General features: G+C 69.5%; 13 protein-coding genes. 8 read left to right on the top strand and 5 right to left on the bottom strand.

The features are described from left to right. Positions 1-3: 3 nt before the first annotated feature. The gene (locus tag AC2YHA_RS08770; RefSeq protein WP_487401180.1) at positions 4-426 is read right to left on the bottom strand and encodes a DUF2147 domain-containing protein; all 423 of its coding nucleotides are present in this window, start codon (positions 424-426) and stop codon (positions 4-6) included. Continuing rightward, positions 423-1277: a metal-dependent hydrolase gene (locus tag AC2YHA_RS08765; protein ID WP_487401179.1), complete on the bottom strand. Its 855-nt coding sequence runs from the start codon at positions 1275-1277 to the stop codon at positions 423-425. The genes AC2YHA_RS08770 and AC2YHA_RS08765 overlap by 4 nt, the downstream gene beginning before the upstream one ends. Before the next feature lie 198 nt (positions 1278-1475). Here AC2YHA_RS08765 and AC2YHA_RS08760 point away from each other — a divergent pair, with 198 nt between their 5' ends. The 3 genes from AC2YHA_RS08760 to AC2YHA_RS08750 all read left to right on the top strand — a co-directional run bounded on the left by AC2YHA_RS08760 (position 1476) and on the right by AC2YHA_RS08750 (position 4248). Continuing rightward, on the top strand, positions 1476-2084 hold the full coding sequence (locus AC2YHA_RS08760) for a TetR/AcrR family transcriptional regulator (protein ID WP_487401178.1): 609 nt from the start codon (positions 1476-1478) through the stop codon (positions 2082-2084). 13 nt (positions 2085-2097) lie between these two features. After that, positions 2098-2748, top strand: coding sequence for a GntR family transcriptional regulator (locus tag AC2YHA_RS08755; protein WP_487401177.1), 651 nt, complete (start codon positions 2098-2100; stop codon positions 2746-2748). Positions 2749-2823: 75 nt separating this feature from the next. Then, positions 2824-4248, top strand: coding sequence for an amino acid permease (locus AC2YHA_RS08750; RefSeq protein WP_487401176.1), 1425 nt, complete (start codon positions 2824-2826; stop codon positions 4246-4248). Here the strand turns inward: AC2YHA_RS08750 and AC2YHA_RS08745 are convergent. Next, positions 4245-7091: a TonB-dependent receptor gene (locus tag AC2YHA_RS08745; protein WP_487401175.1), complete on the bottom strand. Its 2847-nt coding sequence runs from the start codon at positions 7089-7091 to the stop codon at positions 4245-4247. The genes AC2YHA_RS08750 and AC2YHA_RS08745 overlap by 4 nt on opposite strands. Positions 7092-7343: 252 nt before the next feature. Then, entirely contained in the window at positions 7344-7748 is a 405-nt protein-coding gene (locus AC2YHA_RS08740) for a winged helix-turn-helix domain-containing protein (RefSeq protein WP_487401174.1), read from the bottom strand. 162 nt (positions 7749-7910) lie between these two features. Here AC2YHA_RS08740 and AC2YHA_RS08735 point away from each other — a divergent pair, with 162 nt between their 5' ends. The 3 genes from AC2YHA_RS08735 to AC2YHA_RS08725 are packed head-to-tail and all read left to right on the top strand — an operon-like array spanning position 7911 to position 10163. Next, a complete protein-coding gene (locus AC2YHA_RS08735; protein ID WP_487401173.1) occupies positions 7911-9008 on the top strand; it encodes a sensor histidine kinase in 1098 nt (365 codons plus the stop codon). After that, complete coding sequence (locus AC2YHA_RS08730; RefSeq protein WP_233785767.1) at positions 9005-9790, top strand: LytR/AlgR family response regulator transcription factor; 786 nt, start codon at positions 9005-9007, stop codon at positions 9788-9790. The genes AC2YHA_RS08735 and AC2YHA_RS08730 overlap by 4 nt, the downstream gene beginning before the upstream one ends. A 43-nt stretch (positions 9791-9833) precedes the next feature. Then, positions 9834-10163 (top strand): hypothetical protein, encoded by a 330-nt coding sequence (locus AC2YHA_RS08725; RefSeq protein ID WP_487401172.1) that lies wholly within the window; start codon positions 9834-9836, stop codon positions 10161-10163. Positions 10164-10339: 176 nt separating this feature from the next. Here AC2YHA_RS08725 and AC2YHA_RS08720 read toward each other — a convergent pair whose 3' ends face one another. Beyond that, on the bottom strand, positions 10340-12823 hold the full coding sequence (locus AC2YHA_RS08720) for a PhoX family protein (protein ID WP_487401171.1): 2484 nt from the start codon (positions 12821-12823) through the stop codon (positions 10340-10342). Between the two features lie 181 nt (positions 12824-13004). Between AC2YHA_RS08720 and AC2YHA_RS08715 the strand changes: the two genes are divergently transcribed. Continuing rightward, entirely contained in the window at positions 13005-13529 is a 525-nt protein-coding gene (locus tag AC2YHA_RS08715; RefSeq protein WP_487401170.1) for a hypothetical protein, read from the top strand. Next, positions 13526-13984 carry a hypothetical protein gene (locus AC2YHA_RS08710; RefSeq protein ID WP_487401169.1) on the top strand — a complete coding sequence of 153 codons (459 nt, stop codon included), beginning with the start codon at positions 13526-13528 and terminating at the stop codon, positions 13982-13984. Before AC2YHA_RS08715 ends, AC2YHA_RS08710 begins: the two co-directional genes overlap by 4 nt. The last annotated feature ends 39 nt before the right edge of the window (positions 13985-14023 follow it).

The following is a 14023-nucleotide window of genomic DNA, read 5'->3' as shown; positions in this document are numbered from 1 at the left end:
GGTTCAGCTCGCCCGCGTCCACACCTTGGTGCGGCAGAAGAAGGCGACGCAGCCCTTGATCTCGAGCTTCCCGTCGGGGCGGAGCTTGAGATAGCCCTTGCTGGCCCCGCTCCCCGTCTCGGGGTCATAGACCGGACCGCCCTTCCAATCGGTCGGGCCGCCGGTGAAGCCCTGCAGCACCACCAGCCCCTTGAGCCGCCGCTCGCGCAGTTTGGGGTCGGAGTTGCGGATGTCGCGGCGGTCGGGATCGGCACGCAGCGGCGCGGCATCGACGACGCGGCCGCACAGCGCGCCGCCGCAGCGGTAGATCTGGACGCGGCCATCGTTGCTCCCCGTCGCCCAGAGACCGGTGATGTCGGCTGGCGGGGCGGGCGCCGCGGCGACCAGCATCGCCGCAGAGGCAGTGACGGTAAGGAGGAACTTCATGCGGCAGCGGCCTGTGGCGGAGTCAGCGTCTCGATAGCCTCGCGCAGCAGCGCGCGGTCGTCAATCTGCCAGGGATGGAAGCCGGGGCGGAAATAGCCGAGGATGCTCTGCATCAGCAGCCGCATCGGCCCCGGCCGGCCATAGAGATAGGCAAGCAGGCGCAGCCATGTCCGCAGGTCGTTGCGCCCATCCTGCCGCAGCAGATCGGCGATGTTGGCGAAGATCACGCGGTGAAAGCGGATCGTCGCCGCCACCATCACCGCGCTGCGCAGCGCCCAGCGCCGCAGGCGCGGCATATCGCGCGTCGCATGGTTCCAGGTGTCGAAGGCGACCGCCTTGTGCTCGATCTCCTCGATCGCGTGCCAGCGCCACAGCCGCTTGGCCTCGCTCGTCGCGCCGGCGAGATGCGCGGGATCGGCCAGCGCACCATGCGCCAGTGCCGCGGTATAGTGCTCGAGCGCGCAGGTGGCGGCGAGCTGCGCGATCGGTCTCCGCCGCTTCGCCCAGCTGATCGTGCGGCGCGTGCGCTCCTCGAGCGGCGCGATGTCGTAGCCGGCATCCTCGGCCTGGCGGTTGAAGACGACATGCTCCCGCGAATGCATCGATTCCTGGTACATGAAATCGTCGATCTGGCTGCGCAGCGGCTCGGGCGTGCCGTCGCGATAGGGCTTGATCGAGGTCATGAAGAACTTCTCGCCGAGCGGGAAGGTCGACGACAGCGCGTTGAAGAAAGCGGTGCGGCCGGGATCGCCGCCATGCCACCAGCGCGGCGGCGGCGCGTCGCGGCCGAACTTCCAGTCGCGCTTGTTGATGGCCAGGTCGGCCGGGGTCCGTGGGGTGGTCTCGCTCATCCGATCGCTCCTTGCGCGACTCAAATTAACATTGATGTTAATATCAAACGCGACGAGCCGGCGCAAGTTCCCGTGCACCCGTTATCCGAGAGAGGGAGTCGGCGGGACGGAATTGGGCTATGATGGGCGGCGCAATGTATCTACACCGATGTCCAATCGGGGGAGTGTAGGCGTGCGAGCGAGAGGGGACCTGTCGAGATGAGCGAAGCGAAGCCGGTGCGCGTGCGGCGGCGCAAGCGGCAGGGGGATGAGGCGCGCGAAGAAGGGCTGGTGGCGGCGCGCAAGCTGCTGCTCGATCAGGGGCCGGCGGCAGTCACGCTCGCCAACGTCGGGCGCGAGATCGGCATGTCGCACGCTAACGTCCTCCATCATTTCGGCTCGGCAGCGGGGCTGCAGTCGGCGCTGATGGGGTCGATGATCCGCGACCTCATCGGCGCGCTCGAAGTGGCGGTCGACCATCTGCGCAGCGATGCCGCGGCGCCGCGCTCGCTGGTCGACCAGGTGTTCGACGCGTTCGACGAGGGTGGCGCGGGCCAGCTTGCCGCCTGGATCGCGCTGTCGCGCGACTTCCGGCATCTCGAGCCGATCCGCGAGGCGGTCAATTCGCTGGTCGCGGCGCTCAGCGACAAGTTCGTCGATGCCGGGGCCGAAGCCCGCATCCGGTCGGCGGTGCTGATGATAGCCGTCTGCGCATTCGGCGACGCGGTGATCGGGCCGCACCTGCGCGACATGCTCGGCCAGGAGGACAGCGAGATGCGGAGCCTCACCGCCAAGCTGCTCCAGCTCTTCCTCATTCCGCCGCTTTGACGGGAGTCCTCGTGTGAGCCTGACCGTCCGTAACCTCTCCGACCAGCTCGTCGACCTGGTCCGCGACCGCATCCTCTCCGGCGGGGTATTGCCCGGCAGCCCGATCCGCCAGGACGCGCTGGCGAGCGAATTCGGCGTCAGCAAGATCCCGCTGCGCGAAGCGCTGGCCCGATTGGAGCAGGAAGGGCTGGTGCAATCGCACGTCAACCGCGGCTTCTTCGTGCGCGCGCTCAGCGCGGCCGAGGCCGAGGAGGTCTACGACCTGCGCCTCACGCTCGAGCCCATCGTCACCGTCGCCGCGGCGCTGAACGCGAGCGAGGAGGATCGCATGATCGCCCGCGAAAGGCTGGTTTCGCTCGAGCAGGTGATTGGCGCGGGCGGAGAGGGTGCGGGCGCCTTCAACCGTGCCTTTCACCTGGCCCTGCTGCGGCCGAGCGCGCGCCAGGTCGCCGTCGGCATCCTCGAGCGGCTGCATACGCTGTCGGAACGCTATGTCCGCAAGCACCTCGAATCGCTGGGCCATGACGAGCGCGCGGTCGAGGAGCACAGGACGATCCTCGATGCATGGCTGGCGCGCGACGGCGAGCGGCTGCACGAGCTCACCGCGGCGCATATCCGGAACACGCTCCACGATCTCCGCCGGCAGCTCTCCGCCGCGGCCTGATCGGCGATCCCCTCTCGATCGGGAAGCGGGCAACCGCTACGAGGTCCCGATCGATAAGAACCAGGGGAGGGACATTTGGCGCGAGGATTATTGGGGCCGCTCAAGCCGCTCGATACCGAGGCGGCGGCCGAACCTGACCGCAAGCTGCGCAAGACGCTGAGCTGGCCGCATCTGATCGCGCTGGGCATCGGCGCCATCGTCGGGACGGGCATCTACACGCTGACCGGCGTCGGTGCCGACCGCGCGGGACCTGCGGTGATCCTGTCCTTCGCCATCGCCGGCGCGGTCTGTGCCTTCGCCGCGCTCGCCTATGCCGAGATGGCGACGCTGATCCCGACCGCGGGCAGCGCCTATACCTATACCTATTCGGTGATCGGCGAGACGCTCGCCTGGGTGGTGGGGTGGAGCCTGATCCTCGAATATTCGCTGGCGAGCAGCACCGTCGCGGTCGGCTGGTCGGCCTATCTGGTCGGCTGGATCGAGCAACTGGGCGTCCACCTGCCGCCCGAGCTGCTGTCGGGTCCGCACGGCGGCGGCATCATCAACCTGCCCGCGGTGCTGGTCGCGCTGGCGATCGCGGGAATGCTGATCGCCGGCACGCGTGAGAGCGCGACCTTCAACATCGTCCTCGTCGTCATCAAGATGACCGCGCTCGCGCTGTTCGTCGCGCTGGCGCTGCCCGCCTTCACCGGCAGCAATTTCGAGCCGTTCATGCCCTATGGCTTCGGCAGCGCGGTCGGACCCGACGGGGTCAAGCGCGGGGTGATGGCGGCGGCGGCGATCGTGTTCTTCGCCTTCTACGGCTTCGACACCGTCGCGACATCGGCCGAGGAGGCCAAGGATCCGGGCCGCGACCTCACCATCGGCATCGTCGGGTCGATGGCGGCGTGCGCGCTGATCTACATGGCGGTCGCGTTGGCGGCGGTGGGAGCGGTCGGCTATGCCGATCTCGGCAAGTCGGCCGAGCCGCTCGCGCATGTGCTGCGCACGCTCCAGCATCCGGCCGCCGCCTGGGCGATCGGGCTCGCCGCGCTGATCGCGCTGCCGTCGGTGATCCTGGTGATGATGTACGGCCAGAGCCGGGTGTTCTTCGTGATGGCGCGCGACGGGCTGCTGCCGCGCGCGCTCAGCCGCGTGTCGGCGCGGACGGGCACGCCGGCGCTGATCACCGCCGTCACCGGCGTCTTCGTGGCGTCGGTCGCCGGTTTCTTCCGCCTCGACGAGATCGCCGAGCTCGCCAACGCCGGCACGCTGCTCGCCTTCATCGCGGTGGCGGCGTGCATGATGATCCTGCGCCGCACGCGGCCGGACCTGCCGCGCGTGTTCCGCTGCCCGGCGCCCTATGTGGTGGGGTCGCTCGCGATCCTGGGCTGTCTCTATCTGATGTCGAGCCTGCCGCTGCACACGCTGACCCGTTTCCTCGGCTGGAACGCGATCGGGCTGGCGTTCTATTTTCTTTACGGCCGCGCGCGCAGCCTGGCGGGGAGGGAGGTCCCCTAAAAGAACAGCTTGCGGATACTGAGCCTGATCGTCCGGCCGGTCGGATCGAGCAGGTCGGGCTGGTAGTTGATCGGCGTCGCGCCGGTCGCGTCGGTCACCTTGAGCTTGGCGTCGAACAGGTTGGTGATGCTGAGCGTCACCCGCGTGCCGATCAGCCAGCGGTGCTCGCGCGCCAGCGCCATGTTAGGCTGGAAGTTGGTGAACAGCCTCAAGTTGAAGGTCGCGAGCGGGGCGAAGCGCAGGTCGGTCGGCGCCGCGGCGGTGCCGCCCTGCACCGTGCTGCCCGACTGCCAGTTGCCGGACAGGCGGATGCCGTAGCCGGCCAGGGTACCGCCCGCCTGCAGCTCGAGCTCGTGGCGCGGTTGTCCGCCCTGGTTGCCGGTCGCGCCGCCATTGAGCTGGTCGATGATCGGCACGCCCGGCCGGATCAGGATGCGGTCCTCGAAATGCCAGGTGTGGTAGAAGGCGAATTGCAGCCGCCCGCCGCGTCCGCCGCCGCCACGCCCGCCGAAGCCGCCGAATCCCCTGCCGCCGAAGCCGCGGCCGAACCCACCGCCGGGACGCTCGCCAGGACCGCTGTCGGGCGATCGCGTTTCCCCCGTCTGCGACTGGCCCGTAGCTGGAGCCGATTGGTCGCGATCCTGGCTCGGCGTTTCGGTCGGCGCCGTCGTCGCTGCGTCGGCGGCGGCGCGTTCGGCGGCCTCCTGCTGCTGGCGGCGGCGGAAGGCGCCGTACCCTCCGGCGGGTCGCGGCGGCGGGGCTGGGCCGATTCGCTTCGAGAAGTTGATGCCCCAGCGCAGCTCCTCGCTGTCCTCGCGTGCGAAATTGACGGGACGGCTGTCGATCCGGAGCAGCTGGCCCGGCTCATCCGGGTCCGTGCTCGCGGCGCGGATGATGCGATCGGGAAAGGCCGCCTCGATCGCCGCGGTGGGGCTCGGGAAGCTCTCGATCGGATTGAGGGTGCGCTTCTTGAGATAGTTGGCGGTGAGCGTGAGATCGCTGCTGCCCAGCGGCTTCAGCGTGAGCCCCAGTTTGGTCACGCGCCGGTTCTCCGCCCGCAGCGCGGCATTGCCGCCGGTGACGCTGGTGATGTCGACGCTCTCGCCGCGGACATAGTCGAACACGCGCGTGTCGGGCGTCACCACGGTCGGGTTGCCGAGCTGCGCCATCGACGGCGCGCCCTCGGTCTCGGTCACCGAGAAGATCAGGCGGATCGCGTCGATCGGCGACCAGCGTGCGCCATAGCCGGTGGTCTTGAGGTCGCCGAAGTCGGACAGATGGTCCAGCGCGGCGTTGGCGTTAACCGAAAGATTGCCGATCGCGCCGAGGAAGCCGGTGCGCCGGCTGGTCAGCGGCACGTCTACGCTCGCCTGGACGCTGCCGGTCTGGCGGTCGAGATTGCTCGGGTCGCTGATCAGGCCGCCGCGGATCGCGCGCGCGTCGAAGGCGTCGGTCTCGAACCCCGACTTGAACGAGGCGACGAGATTGCCGCCCGGCAGCTTCAGCAGCGGCCCGCTCGCGGTCGCCTCGGCATCGGCGGAGGTGGTGACCGAGCGCGCATAGTCGCGCCGATAGTCGCCGAGCAGCGCCGGATCGAGCAGAGCGAACGGGTTGACGCTCGGATCACCGGCATCGATGCGCGCCTGCACCGCGGCCAGGTCGAGCGCATTGTCGCTCAAGGTGCGGGAGAAGGTGCGGTCGGCATTGGCGGTGAACGACCAGCGCCACTTGCCGACGTCGCCGCCCAGCGTCGCGCCGAGATGGCCGACATTGCCGTCGACCTGGCGCTGCCGCGCACCCGCCTCGACGAAATAGCGGTCGACCATGACTGGCGTAGTAAAGGGCGAGAAGGGGTTGCCTGCCGGTACGTTCAGGCTGCCGCTGCCGAGCCCCAGCCGCGAATCGCTCACCGTCGCCTCGAAACTGCCGTTCAATGAGGCGGTGACGTCGCCGAAGATGGTGCGGCTGTAGGTGCCGTTGGCGGAGAACTCGCGCGTCGCGGCGGCGAGGGTGCGGTAATTGGCGACGCTGCTCGGATTGGGCGGCAGCAGGAAGTCGCCCAGCGCCGGGCGGCCGCTGACCCACTGGGGCACGCCGGCGACCGCCACCTCTTGTCCGGCGAGTGCGCTCAGCGCGGGATCGATCTCGTCCGCGCCTGCGGCAGGCGTGACGTTGCCGACGATGCTGTAGGGCCGGGTCGGATCGGTCGGGATGATGTCGCGGTCGCGTTCGTAGAGCGGGGTCGCGCCGTCGTAATGGAGGTTGAGGTTGAAGCGCTCGTCGCGGTTGATCCGCAGCCGATTGGCGTCGGCCTGGGCGGTGTAGCGGCCGCCCTCGGTGGTGCCGCCGCCGCGCAGCTCGCCGGTATAGGCGCGGAAGCGGCGGCGCAGCACGATGTTCACGACGCGCTGGTCGGGGCGATAGCCGAGGCCGAGCGCCGCTTCCTCGGGCAGGATGTCGACGCGCTCGATCGCCTCGGTCGGGATGTCGCGAATCTCGCGGAAGCTGGAGATGCGCCGGCCGTTGAGCAGCACCACCGGCGCGCCGCCCGGCCCCTGATCGCTGCGCACCTGCGGGCCGAGCTCCGTCAGCAGCTCGTCGATCGAGCTGACGCCATAGGATCGGATGTCGGCCGGGCGGAGCTGGATATCCGGCTTGATGTCGCCCGGCACCGCGCCGCGCTCGCGTTGGCCGGTGACGGTGATGTCGGGGCCGAGCTCCTCGTCGGGACCGCCGCCGTCGACGTCCTCGCCGGCGGGACTCGACGGCTGGTCGGGCGCGACCTGTGCCGCCGCCGGCCAGGTCATGATCATCCCCAGCAACACCACCCCGCTCAAGCGCATCGAGACCCCGCCCAGTCCATGTCCGGGCGTGCCCCGGCTCCACCGGCCGCGGCCTAGCAGCGATTTGTCGCAAAAGATTGGCAGGTGGGTGCGACTGTTGAGGCCGGCCGACAATCAGCAGGATCAAGCCCTTCCCCTTCAGGGGAGGGGTTGGGGGTGGGGCAGTGCGGCAGGCTTCATCGCTTGGGGCCAGGCCCCACCCCAACCCCTCCCCTGAAGGGGAGGGGCTAATTTGTTGAATATCGATCCGTCTCAGGCCGGCAGCGGATCGCCTTCGCGCACCCCGATCCAGAAGGCGGTCGACCCTTCCGCATCCGCCTCGGCGCGGAAGCGGATGCCCCAGCCGCGCAGCGTCTCGATCGGATCGCATGCGCCTACGCCCTCGAACTTGCGGCGGATGCGGTGGATCAGCACGTCGCGGGAGTCGGAGCTGCAGCCATGCTCGGCGAGCAGCATATGGACATCGTCCCAGCGCATCCGGCTGCGGCGGATCAGCGCACCGAGCAAGGTCGCCTCGATCGGGGACAGAGGCACGCGCTCGGCATTCCAGTGGATCTCGACCGGATCGACCGACATCGTCACCGCGCCGCGCTTGACGAGTGGCCTTCGCACGCCGGCGGAGAGCAGGAAGCTGTCGGAGTGGGACGCGATGAACATGGCGCCACGCTATGGCGCTGTGCCGGCAGCAGGCAGCCGAATGTTGCCAATGCCGGCCGCATTGCGACGAAGGGCCTGCCGCGCCACGAACCGCACGGCTCGTCCCACCAACGGCACGGCTCGCGCTTGGCAGCGGCGCGGCGAGCGTAATAGCACTCCTCCATGAACGCCGCCGTGCAACCGGCGTCGCAGCTGCAATTCTCCGAGCAGCTCACGCGGCGCATCACCACCGCCACCATCCTGCTGTTCTGGGCGGCGCAGTTCGGCGTGATGACCGCCGGCCGCCTGATGACCGGCGCCGACGACGACGCCAGCTTCCTGCCGCCGCGCGCGATCGTCACCGTGATCGGCATCGCGCTGTCGTTCGGGATCGCGGATTTCCACCGCCGCACGCGCGGCGCCGCGCTGTCCCGGAGGCTGGTGCTGGCGGTGGTGGCGGCGCTGGTGTGCTCGGTGCTGCATGCGGTCGCCAACTTCCTGATCTTCCACCTGTTCATGCCGATCCGCAATTGGCAGGACGCGACCGTCGCCAGCTATGCGCTGGCGGTGCTGCAATGGTTCTGGGCCTATTCGGCGCTGTCGGGCCTCCTCTTGTCGGTGGTCTATTCGGCCGAGATGCGCGAATATGAGCGGCGCGCGGCGATGCTCGAGCGCGAGGCGCACACGGCGCACCTCCGCGCGCTACGCTACCAGCTCAATCCGCATTTCATGTTCAACACGCTGAACTCGATCGCCTCGCTGATCTCGACCAGCGCGGTCGAGCCGGCGGAGCGGATGGTCGAGAACCTGTCGGACTTCCTCCGCGCCGGCCTCGCGATCGATCCCAACGAGGACATCCCGCTCGCGCGCGAGATCGAGCTCCAGTCGCTCTACCTCGCGATCGAGGCGGAGCGCTTCCCCGACCGGCTCAAGGTGGCGATCGACGTCCCGCCCGAGGCGCGCAAGGCGCTGGTGCCGAGCCTCATCATCCAGCCGATCGTCGAGAATGCGGTGCGTCATGCGGTGGCGGCCTCGACGACGCCGGTGACGCTGCACATCCAGGCCCGGGTCGAGGGCGGGCGCGTCGATATCCGCGTGCACGACACCGGCGGCAACGGCGCCGCCGCCCGGACGAAATCGGAAGGGACCGGCGTCGGTCTGCGCAACGTCGCCGAGCGTCTCGCCGCCCGCTACGGCGAGGACTGCGCCTTCGCCGCCGGCCCGGAACCCGACGGCGGCTTCGCGGTCCGCTTCTCGATTCCGCTAGAGCGCCGTCCATGATCCGGCTGCTGCTCTGCGACGACGAGCCGCTCGCGATCGAACGGCTGCGCGATCTCGCCGCGCGCATTCCCGATGTCGAGGTGGTGGGGACCGCCAGCAATGGCCGCGCCGCGCTCGACGCCATCGCCGCGCTCGCGCCCGACGTCGCGATGCTCGACGTCGAAATGCCGGCGCTCGACGGCTTCGACGTGGTCGAGGCGCTGGCGCTCGCCGGCGGACCGTCGCCGCTGATCGTGTTCGTCACCGCCTATCCGCAGTTCGCCGCCCATGCCTTCGACAGCGGCGCGATCGATTTCCTGACCAAGCCGGTACGACTCGCCCGGCTCGAGACCGCGATCGAGCGGGTGCGGCGCGCGATCGAGGACCGCAGCGCCGCCGCGCGCCTCGCCGACCTCGCCCGTCAGCTCGAGGTGCTCAGGGCCGAGCGGCAGAGCGAGAGCGGCGAGCGCGGCTATCTCTGGGTCCAGCGTCGCGGCGAGAGCGTACGGATCGCTCTCGGTGAGGTCGATCGCGTCCAGGCCGAGGGCGAATATGTCCGTCTCTACCACGGCGCCGTATCCTACCTGCATCGCGAGCCGATCAGCAGCCTGATCGAGCGCTTCGATCCCGCGCGGTTCCTGCGCATCCACCGCTCGCATATCATCAACCGCGACCGGGTAGCGTCGATCCGGCGGCGGCCAGCGGGGGGCTATACGATCGTCACCGTCGACGGCGAGCAGCTGCCGGTCGGGCGCAACTATCGCGCGGTGGTGCGCGATCTGGTCGGGCGCGGCGAGGGGTGAAGCGCGCTTGCCGTTCGCGTGCAACGGCGCGACAATGCCGCCGATGCGACGCCTGAGTCTCCTGCCCGTCCTGCTGCTCGCCGGCTGCGGCGGCGGCACGCCCAGCCAGCCGGCCGCCGAGCCTACGGCCGAGCCGCCGAGCGCCTTCCAGAACCAGGTCGCGGCCTTGCCGGAGGGCCAGCGCAAGGGCGTGTTCATCCGCGCGATCCGCGATGCCGGCTTCGACTGCCAGGGCGTGGTCGAAGCGCACCGCCAGGGCGAAGGGTTGAGCGGTCAGCCGCTCTACGTCGCGCAATGCAGCGACAAGAAATATTACGGCATCCTGCTCGGCCGCGACGGCACCGCCCAGGTGGTGACGCGGGGGGATCGCTGAGACTACCCTTCCGTCACCCCGGCGAAGGCCGGGGTCCACCAAGCGTCTAGTTCTGACGCCTAAACCTCTTGTCCGGCACATGCGGCACGGTGGACCCCGGCCTTCGCCGGGGTGACGGGAATGCAAAAAAAAGGGGCCGCCGAAGCAGCCCCTTTTCCCTTCAGCCGATCGGCCGTTCAGAGCCCGATGACGCCGCCGTCGGTGCGCTGGATCACGATCGTCGCCGAGCGCGGGCGCGAGTTGCTGGGATCGCTGCCGGTCGCCTGGTTGGCCGGCCAGTGGCTGGTGATGTTGGTCGTGTTGCCGTTCTCGCCGGGGTGCTGGATGTTGACGAACATCGTGCGGCCGTCGGGCGTGGTGTCGACGCCGGTGATCTCGGCCTCGAGCGGGCCGACCAGGAAGCGCTTGAGATTGGTGCCCGGCGCCTTGCCGACCTTGGTCGCGACGCTGACGGTGGTGCCGTCGGCGTTGGTGTTGACGATCGTCTTGTTCGCCGCGTCTCCGCCGTCGCCGACGATGCCCGGGATCGCCGCCAGCATCATGCAGTTGGTGACGTCCAGATAGGCGCTGTCGTCGGTCTGGATCCACAGCAGCGGCGTGGCCTGGCCGGCGACGTTGGAATTGCGCGAGAACCAGCAGCCGTCGGGGCTCGAGAAATCATTGTCGGAGGTGAGGCCCGAGACGTTGATGTTGGCCGGATCGAGGTCCTGCCCCGCACCGAACAGATAGATGTCCCAGGTGAAGGTCGTCGCCTCCGAGCTGTTGCTGGCCTCGCGCAGGCGGATGATGTGGCCGTTGCGGTTGCCGATCGAGGTGCTGGGCGGGTCCTTGTAGGCACGCGGGTTCGCCGCATCGGCGTTGGCCGGGGTACGCGTCGAATTGTTGGTGAGGGTGAGATAGACCTCGCCGGTCGCCGGATTGACTGCGGTCCATTCCGGCCGGTCCATCTTGGTCGCCGCCAGCGCATCGCCGGCGAGCCGGGCGTGGGTCAGCACGTCGGCCTGGTCGGCGAACGGATAGGTGGTGTTGGCGCTGGTCAGCGGCGCGGTGCCGAAGGTCAGCGGCAGCCAGGTGCCGGTGCCGTCCGCCTTGAACTGCGCGACGTAGAGCGTGCCGCTGTCGAGATATTTGTCGCCCATCGCCAGCCGGTCGGCATTGGTCGCGTCCGCCGCGACCCAGGCGGTCGCCGAGACGAACTTGTAGAGATATTCGTTCACCGCGTCGTCGCCCATGTAGAAGGCGGGCTTGACCCCGGCGACGAACGGCGAGGGCCAGCAGCCCTCGTGGTTCATGCGGCCGAGCGCGGTGCGCTTCCGCGGCGTCTTGCTCTTGTCGTAAGGATCGATCTCGACCACCCAGCCGAACTGGTTGGGCTCGTTGCGGAAATCCGTGGTCGCCGAGCCGCCGGTCGCCTGCGCGTCGAAGCGGCGATAGCTGGTGTTGCTGCCGTCGGCGGGCGCCACGGTCGCCCAGCCGAAATTGCCGCTGCTGCTGGTGACGCCGTAACGGGTGAGCGCGGTCACTTCCTTGGCGGAGCGGCGCGGATTGTCGGCCGCGGCGGGGCGGCGGAAATAGCCGGCCCAATTCTCCTCGCAGGTGAGCAGCGTGCCCCACTGCGTATAGCCGTTGGCGCAGTTGTTGAGCGTGCCGCGGCCTTGGCTGCCGTCGGTCGAGAAGGCGGTCTGGATCAGGCTCGACCCCTTGACCGGCCCGTTGAACACCACCGGCGTGTTGGGCGTGACGCGGCGGTTGTAGCTGCTCGCCTGGACATAGCCCCAGCCGGCGGAGCTCTTCGTCACCTCGACGACGCTGACGCCGTGCGCCTCGATCTCCTTGATCGCCTCGCTCTCCGGCCGCGCGCCGCCCGGGGAGGTCGGGCCGTTCACATGGAGATAGGCCTGGTTGATGTTCTCATGGTTCATCGCCAGCAGGCCGCGCGTCGAGCTCTGGTCGTCGCGCGATCCGTCGCTGGCGAGGCCGAACCAGTGCATCGCGTCATGATGGTCGCCGGCGCGGTTGGCGAAGCCCGTGTCAGTGCCGTCGTTCTTGTACGCCGCGGCGTCGGCGGTGATCGGGTCGCCGGTGCGGTAGAGCACGCCGACGGTATAGCCGGCCGGCACCGTCACCACGTCGTTCTTGTTCTTGGCCACCGCGGTAAAGCTGAGCTTCGCGGCGGAGACGCTGACGATCGCATCGGCGCTGGAGGTATTGCCCGAATTGTCGGTCGCGGCGAAGCGGATCGCGACCGAGGTCGTCGACGATACCGCCGGCGCGACGAAGGTGGTGGAGGTGCCGGTGGTCGCGCTCAGCGACACGACCGGGCCGCTCACCTGGGTGAAGGTGGTGGCAGTGACGGAGCCGTCGTCGGTGGCGGTGCCGGTGACGGTCACCAGCGTGCCGGCCGTCGCGGTCGCGGGCGAGGCCGTGGCGGAGACGGTGGGCGGGGGATTGCCCGTGCCGTTGTCGTCGTCATTGTTGTCGCACGCCGCCAGCGCGGTGCTGCCGAACACCGCCATCGCCATCGCACCGACGCCGCTGCGCAGCGTCTCGCGCCGCGAATAGCGCTGATCGATCAGGTCGTTGAGGCTGGGGCCGGTGCTGCGGTTGGTGTCGACGTCGCCGTCGTCATAGCCGATGTCGGTACGGATAATCTCGGTCATTGCATCCCCCGTGTGCTGCCCGGCCCCGGACTTGAGGCGGCGTCTGGTGTTTCGTCGATGACGAGAGTCCCTGACGGATCGGTGAAGCTGCGGTGACACTTTTGTGAAGGCGCGCCAAGGCTCTCGTCAAGGATTTGCGTCGGGCTGTTCGCGTTCGTCAGAGTCGCCTAGTGGCGATGTCATGGATCTTCCGCCGCCTGATCCCCTGCCGCAGACGCCGAGTCTCGCCGATCGCGTGCGCGAAAGGCTGACGCGGCCGCGACCCACCGTCGATCTGCGCGGCGGCCGGCGCGTGGGTGCGGCCTTGGCCGTGCTGCTCGCGGCAGGGCCGCTGGCGACCCTGCTCGGTGCCCGGCTGATGGAGGATCGTGCGCGGAGTGAAGCCGCCGCGCTCCGTCCCGCTGCCGCGCCGCGACTGGCGGTGGAGGCGGCGCGCAGTGCGGGTCAAGCGGAACTGGCGCCCTTGCTGACCCGCCCCGGAGTCGGCGCGACGCTAGAGGGAATCGCGCGGGCATTGCCGGCGGAGGCGACGCTGGTCCGGGCCGAGCGCGGCGGCGACGGCCGGTTGACGCTCGATATTGCCGCACCCGACCCGGACAAGCTGCGCTCGGCGCTGCGGCGCGATCCGGTGACCGGACGGCTGCGGGACACCGGCCAACGGCGCGGTGATGCGGTGATGGTCGTGACGTTCGAGGAAGGGGCATGAAGCTGCCGCCGCTCGTCTGGGGTGCGGCGCTCGGCCTGGCCGCCGCGATCCTGCTGGCGCCGTTCGGGCGCGCCGCGCTCGGCGATCTGGCGGTGGCGCGAGCGGAGCGCGATCGGCTCGCGGCGGCGATGAAAACAGCGGTTCCGCGATCGGTGGTCCAGGATGGCCTGGCCATGCCGGCGGCGGATCGCGATGCCGCCAACCGGCTGCTCGCGGCGCGTATCCGCCTGCTCGCCGGGCGCGGCGCGGTGTTGGTCGAGGATGCCGCGCCTGTCGCCGACGCGGCCGGGCTGGCGCGGATCAGGGTGCGGCTGTCGGGTTCGGAGGACGCGGTGATCGCGCTGGCCGATACGATCGAGCGCACGCCGCCGCTCGCCCGCTTCGCCCGCTGGCGGATCGAGGCGAGCGGGAGAGCCGTCCGCCTCCAGGGCGAGTTGGTCGCGCCATGGCGTTGAGCCGATTCGAGACAGTCGCGCTGGCTTTGGCAGCGGGAA

The organism is Sphingomonas sp. SRI_018 (genome assembly GCF_057586275.1).
The sequence above is the reverse complement of the archived record's forward strand: the minus strand, read 5'-3'. Positions and strand labels throughout refer to the sequence as shown.